The 17,030-nt window shown below is 68.0% G+C and carries 6 protein-coding genes and 1 pseudogene; 6 read left to right on the forward strand and 1 reads right to left on the reverse strand.

Annotated features, from left to right (window positions below):
- Positions 1 to 224: 224 nt before the first annotated feature.
- Positions 225 to 3,821, reverse strand: coding sequence for a methionine synthase (gene metH, locus AB0H61_RS00830; RefSeq protein WP_357297580.1), 3,597 nt, complete (start codon positions 3,819 to 3,821; stop codon positions 225 to 227).
- 203 nt (positions 3,822 to 4,024) lie between these two features.
- On the opposite strand from metH, the gene AB0H61_RS00835 reads away from it, so the two are divergent.
- The 6 genes and pseudogenes from AB0H61_RS00835 (at position 4,025) to AB0H61_RS00860 (ending at position 17,030) form a co-directional block, all read left to right on the forward strand.
- The gene (locus AB0H61_RS00835) at positions 4,025 to 4,909 is read left to right on the forward strand and encodes a PAC2 family protein (RefSeq protein WP_357297583.1); all 885 of its coding nucleotides are present in this window, start codon (positions 4,025 to 4,027) and stop codon (positions 4,907 to 4,909) included.
- A 101-nt stretch (positions 4,910 to 5,010) separates the two neighbouring features.
- Complete coding sequence (locus AB0H61_RS00840; RefSeq protein ID WP_357297585.1) at positions 5,011 to 7,629, forward strand: AMP-binding protein; 2,619 nt, start codon at positions 5,011 to 5,013, stop codon at positions 7,627 to 7,629.
- Positions 7,630 to 8,234: 605 nt separating this feature from the next.
- Positions 8,235 to 9,374, forward strand: coding sequence for an XRE family transcriptional regulator (locus AB0H61_RS00845; RefSeq protein ID WP_357297588.1), 1,140 nt, complete (start codon positions 8,235 to 8,237; stop codon positions 9,372 to 9,374).
- A gap of 235 nt (positions 9,375 to 9,609) precedes the next feature.
- Positions 9,610 to 11,280 (forward strand): annotated as a pseudogene (locus AB0H61_RS00850) (TIGR02677 family protein); the annotation flags it as partial.
- Between the two features lie 134 nt (positions 11,281 to 11,414).
- Entirely contained in the window at positions 11,415 to 12,788 is a 1,374-nt protein-coding gene (locus AB0H61_RS00855) for a TIGR02678 family protein (RefSeq protein ID WP_357299770.1), read from the forward strand.
- Between the two features lie 3 nt (positions 12,789 to 12,791).
- Complete coding sequence (locus AB0H61_RS00860; protein WP_357297589.1) at positions 12,792 to 17,030, forward strand: TIGR02680 family protein; 4,239 nt, start codon at positions 12,792 to 12,794, stop codon at positions 17,028 to 17,030.

Here is a 17,030-nt window from a genome sequence, read left to right on the forward strand (position 1 = left end):
ACCACGACATTACGTGCTTGATACCAGGTCACGGCGGGTATCGACCCAACCGGACCCCGACGCACACCCCCTGGTGAGTACTATCACAGCGCCCCGGCCGATCGGATGACGTTCACCGCGAGGTCACATCGGATGTACCGAAACCGCGCCCCCGCTCTCGAGGCGCGACAAACCCGCCCGATGTCCGGACATACCGGGCGGCGGGCGGGCGCATCAGCGCGTCGTCAGGCGTTGAAGTACTTGGCCTCGGGATGCAGCAGCACGAACGCGTCGGTGGACTGCTCCGGATGCAGCTGTAGTTCCTCCGAGAGCACCACGCCGATCCGGTTGGCCTCCAGCAGATCCACCAGCTTCGCGCGATCCTCCAGATCCGGGCAGGCGCCGTAACCGAAGGAGTAGCGGGCGCCGCGATAGCCGAGCTTGAAGTAGTCCTGTACGTCGGCCGGATCGGATTCGGCGACCGAATGACCCTCGAGCACCAGTTCTTCGCGCACCCGCCGATGCCAGTACTCCGCCAGCGCCTCGGTCAGCTGCACGCCGATGCCGTGTACCTCGAGGTAGTCGCGGTAGTTGTCGGCCGCGAAGAGCTCGTTGGCGAAGTCCGCGATCGGCTGACCCATGGTGACGAGCTGGAACGGCAACACGTCGACCTGTCCGGTCTCCTCGGCCCGCGCTCGCGCGCGGATGAAGTCGGCGATGCACAGGAACCGATCGCGCTGCTGGCGCGGGAAGGTGAACCGGTAGCGTTGCGGCGCATTCGGATCGGGTTCGGTCAGCACGATGACGTCATCGCCCTCGGACACCGCGGGGAAGTACCCGTACACCACCGCCGCATGCTGTAGCACGCCCTCGGTGGAGAGCCGATCCAGCCAGTGCCGCAGCCGCGGCCTGCCCTCGGACTCCACCAGTTCTTCGTAGCTGGGTCCTTCGCCGCCGCGCTGGCCGCGCAGCCCCCATTGCCCGAGGAACAGCGCACGCTCGTCGAGCAGACCCGAGTACTCCTGTAACGCCAGGCCTTTCACCACCCGGGTGCCCCAGAACGGCGGCGCGGGCACCGGCAGATCGGCGGCCACATCGGAGCGTTCGGGAACCACCACCGGCACCTCGGCCGCCTTGCGCTTCTCCGCGATGCGCTTGGACCGCTCATGCCTGGCCTTGCGCTCGGCGGCCTTCTCGCGCTCCGCGATCGCCTCCGGGCTGTTCGGGTCGATGCCGCCGCCGCGCTTGACCGTCATGATCTCGTCCATCAGCCGCAGCCCCTCGAAGGCGTCCCGCGCATAGTGCACATCACCCTCGTAGACCTCGGTGAGATCGTTCTCGACATAGGCGCGGGTCAGCGCGGCGCCGCCGAGCAGCACCGGGAACTGGTCGGCCACGCCCTTGGCGTTGAGCTCCTCCAGGTTCTCCTTCATCACCACGGTCGACTTCACCAGGAGCCCGGACATGCCGATCACATCGGCCTTCTTGTCCACGGCAGCGTCCAGGATGGTCGCGATCGGCTGTTTGATGCCGAGGTTGACCACCTCGTAGCCGTTGTTGGACAGGATGATGTCGACCAGGTTCTTGCCGATATCGTGCACATCGCCCTTGACGGTGGCCAGCACGATGCGGCCCTTGCCACTGTCGTCGGTCGCCTCCATATGCGGCTCCAGGTACGCGACCGCCGACTTCATCACCTCGGCGGATTGCAGCACGAACGGCAACTGCATCTGGCCGGAGCCGAACAGTTCGCCGACCGTCTTCATGCCCGACAGCAGCGTCTCGTTGATGATCTGGAGCGGCGGAACCTCTTTCATGGCGGCGTCGAGATCGACGTCCATACCGGCCTTCTCGCCGTCGACGATCCGGCGCTCCAGCCGCTCGAATAGCGGCAGGGCGGCCAGTTCCTCGGCGCGCGAGGCCTTGGAGGAGGAGGTCGATACGCCCTCGAACAGCGCCATCAGCTTCTGCAGCGGGTCGTAATCCTCGGTGCGCCGGTCGTAGACCAGATCCAGCGCGGTCTCGCGCTGCTCATCCGGAATCCGGCTCATCGGCAGGATCTTCGAGGCGTGCACGATCGCGGAATCCAGTCCGGCCTGCACACATTCGTGCATGAACACCGAATTCAGCACCTGGCGCGCGGCCGGGTTCAGGCCGAAGGAGATATTCGACAGGCCGAGCGTGGTCTGAACCAGAGGGTGCCTGCTCTTCAGCAGCCGGATGGCCTCGATGGTTTCGATACCATCGCGCCGCGACTCCTCCTGGCCGGTACCCAGGGTGAAGGTCAGCGTGTCGATGATGATGTCGCTCTCCAGCAGACCCCAATTGCCGGTGATATCGGCGATGAGCCGCTCCGCGATCCCCACCTTCTTCTCGGCGGTGCGGGCCTGGCCCTCTTCATCGATGGTCAGCGCGACCACCGCGGCGCCGTGTTCGGCGACCAGTTGCATGGTCTGCTGGAATCGGGACTCCGGGCCGTCGCCGTCCTCGTAGTTCACCGAGTTGACCGCACAGCGCCCGCCCAGATGTTCCAGACCGGCCCGCAGCACCGGGGTCTCGGTGGAGTCGAGCATGATCGGCAGGGTGGACGCGGTCGCCAACCGGCTCGCCAGCGCCTCCATATCCTTGGTGCCGTCGCGGCCGACGTAGTCGACGCACAGGTCGAGCATATGCGCGCCGTCGCGGGTCTGATCCTTGGCGATATCCAGGCACTTCTGCCAGTCCTCGGCCAGCATGGCCTCACGGAAGGCCTTGGAGCCGTTGGCATTCGTGCGCTCGCCGATCATCAGGACCGAGGCGTCCTGCTCGAACGGCACCGCGGTGTACATGCTGGACACGCTCGGCTCGTGTTCCGGATGGCGGCGCTCCCCGATCGCGGGCAGCGTCGGCTCGACCTCGCGCACCGCCTCGGTGACCTGCCTGATGTGCTCGGGTGTGGTGCCGCAGCAGCCGCCGACCAGTGCCAGCCCGAACTCGGAGACGAAGCCGCGCAATGCGATCGCCAGTTCCTCCGGCGTCAGCGGGTACTCCGCGCCGTTGGCGCCGAGCACCGGCAGACCGGCGTTCGGCATTACCGACACCGGCACCCGCGCATGCCGCGACAGATGGCGCAGATGCTCGCTCATCTCGTCCGGGCCGGTCGCGCAGTTGAGGCCGATCATATCGATGCCGAGCGGTTCCAGCGCGGTCAGCGCCGCACCGATCTCACTGCCCACCAGCATGGTGCCCGTGGTCTCCACGGTGACGTGGGTGATGATCGGAATCCGGCGGCCGAGCTTCGCCATGGCGCGCCTGCTGCCGGTGACGGCGGCCTTCACTTGGAGCAGGTCCTGGCAGGTCTCGATCAGGATGGCGTCGGCGCCGCCGTCCAGCATGCCCAGCGCCGCCTCGGCGTAGGCGTCACGCAGCGCGGTGTAGGGCGCGTGACCGAGGGTGGGCAGCTTGGTGCCCGGGCCCATCGACCCCAGCACGTATCGGGGTGTGCCGTCGGAGCCGGGCCCCATCTCATCGGCGACCTCACGGGCCAGCCGGGTTCCACGCTCGGAGAGATCGCGGATCCGGTCGGCGATGTCGTAGTCGGCCAGATTCGGCAGATTGCAGCCGAAGGTGTTGGTCTCGACCGCGTCCGCGCCCGCCTCGAAATAGGCGCGATGAATGCTGCGCAGCACGTCAGGGCGGGTGTCGTTGAGAATCTCGTTACAGCCCTCCAACCCGCGGAAATCGTCCAGGGTCAGGTCGGCAGCCTGCAGCATCGTGCCCATCGCACCGTCGCCGATGACGACACGCCGGGAAAGCGTGTCGAGAAGCGTGGTATCGAACGCGGCGGAATTGGACACAGACATGTGTACAAGCGTAGAGGGCGGCCCCGACAATCCATGCAACAGTATCCGCGCATGTGACCTCGGCGTGTGCCGCGCCACACTCCCCACCGAGGGGAGTCTGTAGCACGGCGAATGCTTCGCACCGGAAATTTTTGCGTGGAAGGTCCCGGAAATCGCATCGCGTCGCGGACGCGCCGATGCTTCACAGACATTAGGCTGACCGGGTGAACCCCAGTGAAACTCCCGATTCGGAACTGCCGACGTTGCGGGATCCGGTGCTGGTCGCAGCCTTCGAGGGCTGGAACGACGCGGGTGACGCCGCCAGTGGCGCCGTCGAGCATCTGGAACTGATCTGGGACGCCGAGCCGTTAGCCGAACTCGATTCCGAGGACTACTACGACTACCAGGTCAACCGGCCCACGGTGCGCCAGGTCGACGGCGTGACCAGGGAAATCCAATGGCCTTCCACCATGCTGTCGGTCTGTTCGCCGCCCGGCAGCGACCGCGACGTTGTGCTGCTGCGCGGTATCGAACCGAATATGCGCTGGCGTAGCTTCTGCGCGGATCTGCTCGAGTTCATCGAGCAACTCGGCGTGCAGACCGTGGTGATCCTGGGTGCGCTACTCGCCGACACCCCGCATACCCGCCCGGTGCCGGTCACCGGTTCCGCATATAACAAGGAAGCGGCCGAGCGGTTCAGTCTGGAACAGACCCGGTACGAGGGGCCGACCGGCATCACCGGCGTGCTCCAGGACCAGTGCGTGAAGGCCGGGGTGCCCGCGGTATCGTTCTGGGCCGCGGTCCCGCACTATGTGTCGCAGCCACCGAATCCGAAGGCGACCATCGCGCTGTTGCACCGGGTGGAGGACGTCCTCGATATCGAGGTGCCGCTGGGTGAGCTGCCCAAGCAGGCCGAAGACTGGGAGACCGCGGTCAACGAGATGACCGTGGGCGATGACGAAATCAGCGAGTACGTGCGCTCGCTCGAGGAGCGCGGCGACGCCGCGGTCGATCTGAACGACGCGATGGCCAAGATCGACGGCGATGCCATCGCGGCCGAATTCGAAAAGTACCTGCGCAGGCGCGGTCCCGGCAGTTTCGGGCTGTAATCCCTTCGGACACCGGCGGTTCCGTCGCCGAGGTAGTTCACCAGAAGTTCGCGGAGGGGCCACCTATATGTGAGGAAAGGCTAACCGCATAGACTTTTGGAGTGGCCATTCACCCGATCGTCGCGCACCTGCGTAGCTTCGGCGACCGGACGGCCGTCCTCCACTCCCCCGCTCCCGTGACGCACGTCACGACGCCGGAAGGGGCGCGGGAAGAATTGCGGCACGTCACCTATGCGCAGCTGGCGGCGCTCGTCGAGGAGTACGCGACCGAACAACTCCCCGGCCGGCGCCTGCTCGTCGCGCTGACCGGCCGCAACGATCTCGACTCGCTGGTCACGTATTTGGGCGCGCTCAGCGCGGAGTGCGCCGTGCTGCTCGGCGCGGAGATCACCGGGGAATTGCTGGCGACCTACGATCCGGATGTCGTCGTCGACAGCGGACGTGCCGTCATCCGGCACGAAACCGCCGCGCACGAGCTGCATCCCGAGCTCGCGCTACTGCTGAGCACATCGGGATCGACGGGTTCGCCCAAATTGGTTCGGCTTTCGCGCGCGAACCTGCTGTCGAATGCGCGGGCCATCGCCGAATACCTGGATATCGGCTCCGATGACCGCGCCGCGACCACATTGCCGATGTTCTATTGCTATGGGCTTTCGGTGCTGCACAGCTATCTGCTGCGCGGTGCGAGTCTGCTGCTCACCGAGCGGTCGGTACTCGACGAGCGATTCTGGGACGAGTTCCGCGAGCATCGCGCCACCTCGTTCGCGGCCGTCCCCTACACCATCGATCTGCTCGACCAGGTCGGCTTCGATGCCATGCGGCTACCCGATCTGCGCTACGTCACCCAGGCGGGCGGCAAGCTGGCACCCGAGCGGGTGCGCGAATACGCCCGGCGCGGCGCGCGGGACGGCTGGCGTTTCTTCGTGATGTACGGCCAGACCGAGGCGACCGCGCGGATGGCCTACCTGCCACCGGAACTGGCGAGCGAACATCCGGAATGCATCGGTGTGCCGATTCCCGGCGGGGAGTTCACCCTCGAACCGGTCGACGGCGCCGACGCGGCCGAACTCGTCTATCACGGACCGAATGTGATGATGGGCTATGCCACCACATCCGCCGATCTCACACTCGGCCGGACCGTCGGGCCGCTGCGTACCGGCGATCTGGCGCGCCGCACCCCGGATGGTCTGTATCAAGTGGTCGGGCGACGCAGCCGGTTCGCCAAGGTGTTCGGTCTGCGCATCGACCTGCAGCACCTCGAATCCGGTTTGACGGCTGCCGGATTCACCGCCTGCTGCGCCGAGTCCGCGGACCGGGTGGTGATCGCCGCCGAACGCCCGGACCCCGATCTCGCCACGACGGCGGCCCGGCTGTCCGGACTGCCGGGCAGCGCCTTGCGCATCTGCCCCGTCGACACCATTCCGCGACTGGCCAACGGTAAACCCGACTATCCGGCCATCCGCGCGCTGCGCCCGCCCACGCCCACGGCGCCGCTGCGCGATATCCGCGCGCTCTACGCCGATACCCTCGGCGTCCACCCCGACCGGGTCCGACCGGACAGTACCTTCATCGATCTCGGCGGCAATTCGCTGAGTTATGTCACCACTTCGGCCCGGCTGGAACGCGCGTTGGGCACCCTGCCCTCCGACTGGCCGCATCGCACCGTCGCGGAACTCGAGCGAACCCCGCACCGCAAACCCACCTTCGGGCGCGCGCTCGACACCGGCACCGCACTGCGGGCGGCCGGAATCGTATTGATAGCGGGCTCGCATATCGGACTGTTCGCGCTGTGGGGCGCGGCGCACATACTGCTGGCGGTGGCCGGGTTCAACTTCGCCCGCTTCGCCGTGACCGCGGCGCCGCGCGCCGAACGCTTCCGGCACGCCCTGCGCACCGTGGCGCTCATCGCGGTGCCGACCGCGGCCTGGGTGGCGCTCACGCTGCTGTTCACCGATTACTACAGCTGGCAGAATGTGCTGCTGCTCAACAAGATTCTGGGACCGCGGGATAGCGACACCGCGGGGCATCTGTGGTTCATCGAGGTGCTGGTGTACTTCATGCTCGCGGCGGCGCTGCTCATGCGGGTGCCGTTCGTGGATGCGCTGCAGCGGCGCGAACCTTTCTGGTTCGCCATGGGTTTGGTGGCGATCACCCTGATCTTCCGCTACCAGTCGTTCGGCCTCTACCCGGATAGGGATATCCCGTTCTCGCCCCTGGCCTGTCTGTTCTTCGCACTGGGGTGGGCCGCGGCGAAGGCGACGACTGTCTGGCGACGCCTGCTGGTGAGCGCGGTGCTACTGGCGACGGTACCCGGCTACTTCGGGGTGCCCGATCGGGAACGCCTCGTCATGGCCGGTGTGCTGCTACTGATCTGGCTGCCCGCGGTGCGGGTGCCCGCCTTGGTCGCCGGTGTCGCTGCACTGGTGGCCGACAGCTCCCTGTTCATCTACCTACTGCACTGGCAGGTGTATCCGTCATTCGGGCAACACCATGTCGCGGCGTTGCTGGCAGCCATCGGGGCCGGTGTGATCGCGACCCGGACGGTGGCGGTTGTGCGACGACGGCCGGTGCCGTCGCTGCGTTCACTCCGTGCCGGTCGCTACCGTCTCGCTCGGCAGTGCGGCGCTCTCGACGGTCCAGACCTGGGCCGCCGCGTCCTGAGCCAATTTCGCGATCAGTATGTCTCGCGGAATCGTCTGGCCGGCAAAGTGATCGAGTGACGGAACCACCACGTGGTGCGCGTCCGCGCGCTTGAGCTCCTGTGTCAGCTCGGCGAATGCCGTGCCGTCACCCGAAGTCGATTCATGGAATGTTGCGGCGAAGCAGAGCCCTTCGGAGCGAGCGAGGGTGCTCATCGCATCCTCGAGCTCCTCGCTGTGGCCATCGGCCAAATCGTCGCGCAAGTATCCATAGATCAACGCTTCCACCCGAACCTCCGTTGGATTGGGTCGCTGTTCTCTTGTCTGGATCACCCCGTGCGGGGTACTGCGGAAGATGGAGCAAACGGTCGAGCATTGCCGGGCATCGCGGTAAACCGTTGTCGCAGAAACCGTTGAGCATAGCGGCCGAGCCGCTTCCGGTACTGCGAATCGGCTTCCCACATCGGGGTTGGCAACCTGTCCGCTCCATTTCCAGGATGTCGGATGCAAAACTGCAAATGCAGGTGTCAACCCAGTGACATCTAGATGCCCTATTCGGGCCACCGTTCGTTAACTGGTGCGATACTACAGACGTGGCCGGTGGAGACGATCGACCCGTCTGGGCAGTCCGGATGCGTTCCGAACGCGACGCGAGGGGGTGGTCACAAGCCGACGCCGTTCGCGTGATGCGCGCGAAGTCCGCACACAATCTACCCACCGACAGCACATTGCTACGCAACTGGCGCCGTTGGGAATCGGGCGAGTCGCGTCCGGACGATTTCTACGCTCCCATCATCGCCGCCGCATTCGATACGGTGACCGCGGCCTTCTTCCCCAAAGCCCGTCCGAACAGGGATGATGAGCTGCTCTCCGCTACCGGCATGGACACACTCGAGTTCATTGGCAGACTACGGATGTCCGATGTCTCGGCGGCGACCCTGGACGCCATCCGGATCACGGCCGAGCGGCTGTGCTGTGAATACCCCTGTGCCGATCCGCACGATCTGCACGGCGAGGGAACGGCCTGGTTGCGCCGCATCACCTCGCTGCTGGACGGCAGGCTGACACTGTCCCAGCACCGGGAAATCCTGGTGCTCGCCGGATGGGTCGCATTGCTCGTCGGATGTGTGGATTACGACCTGGGCAGACGCACATCCGCCGAAGCGACCCGGCGCGCGGCCTATTCGCTCGGCCAGGAAGCCGATCATTCGGAGATCACCGGCTGGGCCGCGGAGATGGCAGCCTGGTTCGCACTCACGCAAGGTAACTACCGGGGTGCTATCGAGGCGGCGGAAGCCGCGCAAGAGGACAGCCAAAATTTGGGGGTCGGTGTGCAACTGGCCGCGCAGCGGGCCAAGGCGTGGGCTCGGATCGGCGATCGCGGCGAGGTCGACAACGCGCTCGGCACCGGCCGAGCGATCCTGGAGCGACTCGATCATCCGGCGAATCTGGACAACCATTTCGTGGTCGATCCGCAGAAGTTCGATTTCTACGCGATGGACTGCTGCCGGGTCGCGGGCGAAGACCTCCTCGCCGAATCCTATGCCCGCGAGGTGATCCGCACCTCGACCCGCGCCGACGGCAGCGTCCGCAACCCCATGCGGGTTTCCGAGGCCCATCTGACCCTGGCCGTGGTCGCGGTGCGCAACCGCGACCTCGAACTGGCGGTGGACGAGGGGATGCGCGCCTTCGACGGCAGACGGCGCTCGCTTCCGTCACTGATGTGGATCGCCGGGGAAGCCGCACGCGAAATCATCGAACGCTATCCCGGTGACCCGCGGACCCTCATGTACCTGGACCAGTTGCGCGCGCTGTCCGTGGAATAGCAACGAGCACAGCGTGATTCCAGACCGTCAATGGCAGTGAACAGGGCGGATAGCCGTCGCATGAGTTCACCCAGCCACCGATACGAGGTGTAGCGAACATGCGGCAAACCGGACGCGGGCGCGCCGAACGGGGGTTGTTCCTGCGGGCGGCGATCGGCCCGCTACTACCCTGTTCCCGGTGACCGACTCCGCTGATGGCCCGATGGGTGCCGATACCGCCCGCTGGGATGAGCGGCTGCGGCTGTTTTCGTTCGCTACGGCCGAGAAGCGGGCCGAGTACATGTGGGTGCTGCGGGCGTTCGACAGTGCGCGGGCCGCGTACGTGGTGTTGCTGCACGCCGATGACGTCGCGGAGTGGATTCGGCGCAATGGCGGCTCGGCCGGACCCGCGGCGCCCGACCCCGCGGGCAGCCCTCTCGGACAGGTCGGCGGCGGCGATGCCGTGGCCGCGGATCCGGCCGACGATGGTGATCTTGCCGACGGCAGCCGATCGGCTCAACGGAGCGGATCGATCAACGGCAGCCGACCAGCTAACAGCGGATCAGCCGATGGCGGCGGATCAACGGGCACCGGTAGCGCTCGCACCGAGGCCACACCGCTCACCGCCGCCGAGATCGGGCCGCTGCTGGAGCAGCTGCATCAGTGGGGTGTGCTGGAGCGCAGCTACGACGGGACGCGGGCGGCGACGTTGGCCGAGTACCGGAATCGGCATTACGTCTACCAGTTCTCGCAGGGCGGTTTTCAGGCCTATCGGGCGGTGGCGGGTGTGCTCGATGCACGGCTGGACGAGGCCGCGCTATCCCGCCTGGTGCTGCCGGAACTCCTGGCGGATCTCCAGACGCTCGCGGAGGCGAACCGGGTCGGCGATGCTCCACGCGTCTATCGAACGTTGCGCCGCCTGGATGCGGCGTTGACGGATATGGCGGCGCGGGCCGCGCATTTCTATCTGTCGCTCGGTGATCTGGTCCGCACCACCGAGATCACCCCGGCGTCGTTCCTGGCACACAAGGACGCCTTGCTCGCGCATATGCGGGAATTCAGCATGGATCTGGCTCGGTTCGCGCCACGGCTCGCCGCCGCCATCGCCGAAATCGAGACGACGGGGGTCGACGAACTCATCGAACGCGCCGCGAGCTGCGACGAGCGGGTGCTGCTGAGTCCAGCCCAGCGGCAGGCGGATTGGCGGGCCCGGTGGCACGGGCTGCGCACCTGGTTCGTGACGCCGGAGTCGACCAAGCCGGGCGAGAGCGAGTCGACGGAGGCCGATCGCCTGCGGGAGGCCACCATGAGCGCGATCGCCGCCGTGCTATCACTGCTGCGCCGGGTCACCGAGACCCGCCGCGGCGGGGTCAGCCGGGAGTCGGCGCTGCGGCACCTGGCCGGATGGTTCACCGCCGCACCGACGGCCGATAGCGCGCACGCCCTCTTCGACGCGGTCTTCGGACTCGGGCGTCCGCGCCACCTGGCCATGGAGCATCCGGACGCCGATGTCATTCCGGCGATCCGATCCTGGTGGGAGGCTCCGCCCCTGGAGATCTCCCGAACCCTCGCCGAAACCGGCCGCCCGCCATCGGCCGGCGCCCCCGCACGCATCCAACGCAATGAGGCGAGCATCCGCCGCCTGCGCGAATCCCAGCTCGACGCCCAGCGCGCCCGCGCCGAGGCGGCGAAATCCCTTGCCGCCTCGGATATCTACGACCGCGAACTGGACGAACGGGAAACCGAGGTGCTGCTGCGCCTGCTCGACGCGGCATCGACGGCATGGGTCCCGGTGAGCGGCCGGGTAGCAGGGACGACAGGTTCGGAGAGCGGGGTCACCCTGACCGTCTCCCCACATCCCGGCGCCACGGTGGTACGCACCGCACGCGGCCTGCTGCACCTCGACAACCGCAAGCTCGACGTGCGCGCGAGCCGCGTGCGTACCTCGGCGGGCAATGGCGCGCCGAGCGCGAAATCGCGCAGGTCCGACGCGAAACCGCGACCGGAACACCGAGACCGGCCGGGAGCCGAGACTTCCGAATCACCTGGGGGCCGTGGATGATTCACGCACGACGCATCGATTCACTGGCGCTGGACAACTATCAGCGCGCGGCCCGGGTGATCCTGGCCAATCATCTGGTCACCCGGACCTACCCGGACCGTATCGCGCTGCCGTTGATTCGGCGCTGGGCCACCGAATTGCGCGAGGACCTGGCCGAACTGTTCGGTTACCGCCTCGAAGTCACCGAAACCACGGCCCGGGTATTCCCGATCATCGATCGGCTGGATCCCGGCAAACCGGCGCGCACGGTCAACGATCGGGTCTTCGACCGCAGGCGCTACGCCTACCTGGCATTGGCGCTGGCCGCGCTGGGACGGGCGGGCGATCAGATCACGTTGTCAGAGCTGGCCGATCAGGTCGCGGCGTATACGGGACGGATCGAGGGTCTCGAACTCGCACCGGATCGTGCGGCCGATCGCGATGCCTTCGTCGACGCCGTCGGCTGGCTCGCCGCCCGCGGCGCGCTCACCCTCGCCGATGGCGATGCGGGCGGCTGGGCATCGGATCCCGAGGTGGGTGAGGCGCTCTACGACATCGACCGGCCGGTGGTGTTCGCACTGTTCCGGCCGCCGCGCGCATTGCAGCACCTGCACAGCGTGCACGGCCTGCTGGCCGAGGAGGCCCATGCGGCGGGCCACCCGATGGCCGCGGATATCGCGCGCCGGGTGCGCCGCAACCTGGTGGAACGCCCCGTGGTGTACGCCGAAGACCTGGTGGCGGAGGAACGTTCACTGCTCGCACAGGACCGCATCATCGCGGATGTGGAGCTGTTCACCGGGCTCGGCGCCGAGCGGCGCGCGGAGGGTGTAGCGCTCATCGATACCTCTGGGCGGCTCTCCGATACCCGCTTCCCCGGCACCGGCACCCTCGCTCAGGTCGCATTGCTGCTGATCGGCGAGATCGCCGACCGGGTGCTCGACATCGACAATCCGTTGCCGGAGCGTCCGGCCGCACCGGATCCGGCGCTGGCCTTGGTCGAACAGCTCGATGACGCCATCCCGGAATCCACCGTCTTCGTGCCGCTGGCCGATCTGCCGCTCGGCGATCCGCTCGGCACCCCGCCGGACACCCCGGACGACGAGCCCGCCGCGCCGGTGACCTACCCCTTCGTCGGGGCCGCCTGGGTGGGCGACACCGTGCGGGCGCTGACCGACCGATACGGTGTCACCTTCGCCGCGCAATGGCAGGCCGATGTGCCCGGTCTCACCGCCGAGGTGGTCGCGCTGTTGCAACGGCTGCGCCTGATCCAGGTGGTCGAGGACGGGCTGCTGATCCTGCCCGCATTGGCCCGCTATCGCGGCGCGGTGGTCACCGTGCGCACGAAGCGGGCCGCGGAACTGTTCGTCACCGCCTCCGATACCGAAGGGATCTAGTCCGTGTCGCTCATTCATGGCGGAGTGCGGTTCGTCCCGACCCGCGCCGGGATCGTCAACCTGTGGGATTACCGGGACCAGGAGTTCTGCTTCGCCGACGGCAGGTTGGTATTGCGCGGCCCCAACGGATCCGGCAAGACCAAAGCGCTGGAAGTGCTGTTCCCGTTCGTGCTGGACGGGCGGATCGAGCCGCGCAGGCTCAACCCGTTCGCGGGCGAGGAACGCACGATGAAGTCGAACCTGTTGTACCGCAAGCAGGAATCGGCCTACTCGTACGTGTGGATGGAGTTCGCCCGCGGCCGCTGGGACGACCCCGAGACGGTCACCGTAGGCATCGGCATGCGCGCGACCCGATCCTCGGACAAGGTCACCCGCTGGTATTTCGTCGCGGACGGCCGGGTGGGCGTGGACTTTTCGCTCATCGGCCCGGACGATCGGCCGTTCACCCGTAAGCAGCTGGCCGAGCAGATCGGCACGGACGCCATCGTGGACCGCCCCGTCGAGTACCGAGCCGCTATCGATGCGCGTATGTTCGGGCTCGGCGTCCAGCGCTACGACCAGCTGATCAACCTGATCCTTACCCTGCGCCGCCCGCAACTGGCGAAAAATTTGGATCCGCGCGGACTTTCGCAGGCGCTGACCGACGGCCTGCGCCCGCTCGACGAACAGCTGATCCTGGACGCGGCCCGTTCCTTCAGCGATATGGAGGAGGTCGGCCGAACCCTGGAGGGTCTGGTGCACGCCGACAGCGCGACCCGCACCTTCGTTGCCGTCTACCGCAAATACCTTGCGGTGCAAGCGAAGACCGATATCGACCAGGTGCGCACCCGGCTCGACGCGGTGACCCACGCGAGCACCGCGTTGTTCGCCGCCACCGCGCTGCGGGAGCGCCGGGAGACCGAACGCACCGCCGCCGAGGCCCGCGCCGACGACGCCGACCGCGCGTACGAGCAGGCACTGACCGATCGGGAAACCCTGCAGCGCTCCAGCGCCTACGAGGGCAAACAGCAGCTCGACGATCTCGCCGACGCGGTGCGCAGGCTGGAGACCTCCGCGAGTGTGCACCGGGACAAGGCCCTCAAGGCCAGGCAGACCCTCGATCAGCGAGCACAGGAGGCCGAACGGGCCCGCAGTGCGGTGCAGAACGCGGCCGACGCGCTGGCCCGCGGCGAGGACGAACTGCGGGCCGCCGCCGAGGAGGCGGGTATCGACTGGACCGCTCCGTCCGGCGACGCTCGCGCTGATAGCCTCACCGCCGCCGTCCGGGCCAGGGCCGAGGAGCGCGATGCCGATGTGCGCGCGGTCCGGAAGGCATTGGGACTCATGGATTCCGCCGCGGCCGAACGCACCAGGGCCGAACGACTCGCCGAGCGCGCGGTCGGGCTACGCGCGGCGGCGGCCGCCGAGGTCGCCGCCGCGGAGGCGGCCGTCACGGTGGCGCGCGCCGAGGCGGCCGCGAAGCTGCGCACCTGGTGGAACGAGCACCGAGACATCTACTCCCCCATCGCGAAGGGCCTGTTGGACGCCCTCGACGCCGCACTGGGCAGCGCCGGTTCGGAGGACACCGCCGGGGTGGCGGAGGTGCTGGCCGAGCGTGCCGAGCCACTGCTCGATGAGGTGCGCAACCGCAAACAGGAGGCGAGGGCCCGAGCGAGTTCGATCGCCGACCAATTGGCCGAACTGAACGACGAGCGGGACCGGGTCGCGGCCCAACGCGATGACGCGCCACCGGCATTCGCCGCGCGCACCGACACCCGCGACGATCGCCCCGGCGCCCCGCTCTGGCAGCTGGTGCGCTTCGCCGACGATATCGATCCGCGCGCGGCGGCGGGTATCGAGGCCGCGCTGCAATCGGCGGGGTTGCTCGACGCGTGGGTCTGCGCGGAATCCGAGGCGCCCTCGGGGTATCGCTCCGATCAGTTCCTCGTCCCATTGCCGCCACGGCTGCGCCCGACCGGCCGCACCCTGGCCGATATGCTTGTGGTGGAAGAGGATTCCGATTCGCTCGCGGTGGCGCGGCAGACCGTCGCGGATGTGCTGGCCTCCATCGCGGTGCACGAGGACGAGAACGCCGCCGGACCCGAGCGGGGCGACTGGGCCGGATCCGATGTCGCGGTCAGCACCGCGGGGGGTTTCCGGCAGGGCATCCAGGTCGGCCGCCACCACAAGCCCGATGCGGAATTCATCGGCGCGACCGCCCGTGCCCGCCGCCGCGAACTCCGTTTGGCCGAACTGGCGGCCGCATTGGAGACCGCGACCGCCGCCGGGGAACAGGCCGAGGCCGACGCGGCGGCGGCGAGCACCGAACTCGCGCGCATCGCCGCGGCCGCCAAGGCGCTGCCGCGTCCGTCGGCGATCACCGGCGCGTTGCGCGCGGTCTCGGAGACCGCGGGCATGATGCGTTCCCGCTCGGAGGCCGCCACCCAGGCCGAACGTGATCTGGATCAGGCGGTGGCCGAGGTCGCCGCGGTGGAGAAGAAGCTGCGTGCCGCCGCGACCGAGCATCGGACCCCGCGCGAGTCGCGCGAGATCGACGCGCTGGCCGCCGCCATCCGCCACTTCGAGAACACCGGCACCGGACTGCTGCGCCTGCGTACCGACCATGAACGGGAACGGGAACGGGAACGGGAGGGCGCCGACCGACACGACGAGGCTCGCGACCTGGCCGAGGCCTTCGCCGAGGAGGCCGAGGCCGCCCAGGCCGGCTATCAGGAGCAGTTGCGCAAGCTGGAGACCCTGCGGGAGGCGCTCGGCGCGGGCGCCGCGGATATCGACCGGGAGCTGGAGGCCGCGCGGGAGCGGATCGAGGCGACCAGGGCCGAACAGAAGGCCGCGCGCAAGGCGGCCAACGAGGCGATCGAGGCGGTCGGTGATGCGGAGGCGGCTTACCGGACCGCACACGAGTCGCTCGGCACCGCACTCACCGAAGTGCTCGCCGACGTGAAAACCCTTGCCCCGTATGCTCAGCCGGACCTACTCCGGTTGCTCGGCGCCCCCGATGACAGCCGCTGGCCGAGCAGCGACGCGGCCTGGTCGACGCCGGAGCAACTGCTGTACCGGATCTCCCAGGCGGGCCCCGAGGCCGAACCGCAGGTGCTGCCCGAGGAGGTCGCGACGCTGTTCGACAACCTCGCCGCCGCAACGGCTTCGGTACGCGCGGGCGAGGCCGCGCGCAAGTCCACCCGCAGTGCGGTCACCGCGGCATTGCAGGAATTCGATGCCGCGCTGGCCACCTCCGGACGCGACTACCGGTTGCAATGGGATGCCGCCGACGGACTCACGGTGGTGCAGGTGCAGGACGAGCACGGCGTCTCCGCGCTGGCCGATTTCGCGGGCCGAATCGACCAGGCCCGCCACGACCAGGAACTACTGCTCACCGACGCCGAACGCCGCATCCTGGAGGACGCGCTGCTCACCGGCCTGGCGCAGCAGATCTACGAACGCACCAGCGACGCACGCGATCTCATCACCAGGATGGGCGCGGAGATGAAACAGCGCCGCATGTCCTCGGGCAACACCATCGGCGTGCACTGGGTGCTCGCCGATACCCTCTCCGATGCCGCACGCGCCATGTGCAAGCTGCTCGACCGCGACGCGTCCGCGCTCGGCGCGGAGGATCTGGCGGCCATCCGCTCGCACTTCGCCGCCGAGATCCGCACCGCCCGCGCCGCGCACCCGGAGCGCTCCTACCCCGAAATCCTGGGCGCCACCTTAGATTACCGCACCTGGCGAGTCTTCTCGTTCACCCTCATCTCCGCCGACGGCAGCGAGGACAAGCTCACCGTGGCCCGGCACAGCGCGCTGTCCGGTGGCGAGCAGTCGGTCTCGCTGCACCTGCCGCTCTTCGCCGCCGCGCACGTCATGCTCGACTCCGCCGATCCGCAGGCGCCCCGGCTGCTGGCGCTGGACGAGGCCTTCGCCGGTGTCGACGACAACGGACGCAGCGAATTGCTCGGCCTGAGTGTGCAATTCGATCTGGACCTGTTCATGACCGGCTACGACCTGTGGATCACCTACAGCCATGTGCCCGGCTGCGCGCACTACGACCTGGCCCACTCCGCCGCCGAAAACACTGTCAGCGCAACGCTGCTGGTGTGGGACAGCGGCGACCTGCTGGCCGAACACGACGGCACCGATCTCACCACCGCGCTCGGCTCCCCCAACCGGCGCCGGGTACCGAACACCATCGAGGGCGGCCTCACGCTTGACAATATGCCGGGCGCTCCCGCCCCAGTCGGCTGA

It is taken from the genome of Nocardia sp. NPDC050710, from assembly GCF_040654375.1.
GTDB lineage: Bacteria > Actinomycetota > Actinomycetes > Mycobacteriales > Mycobacteriaceae > Nocardia.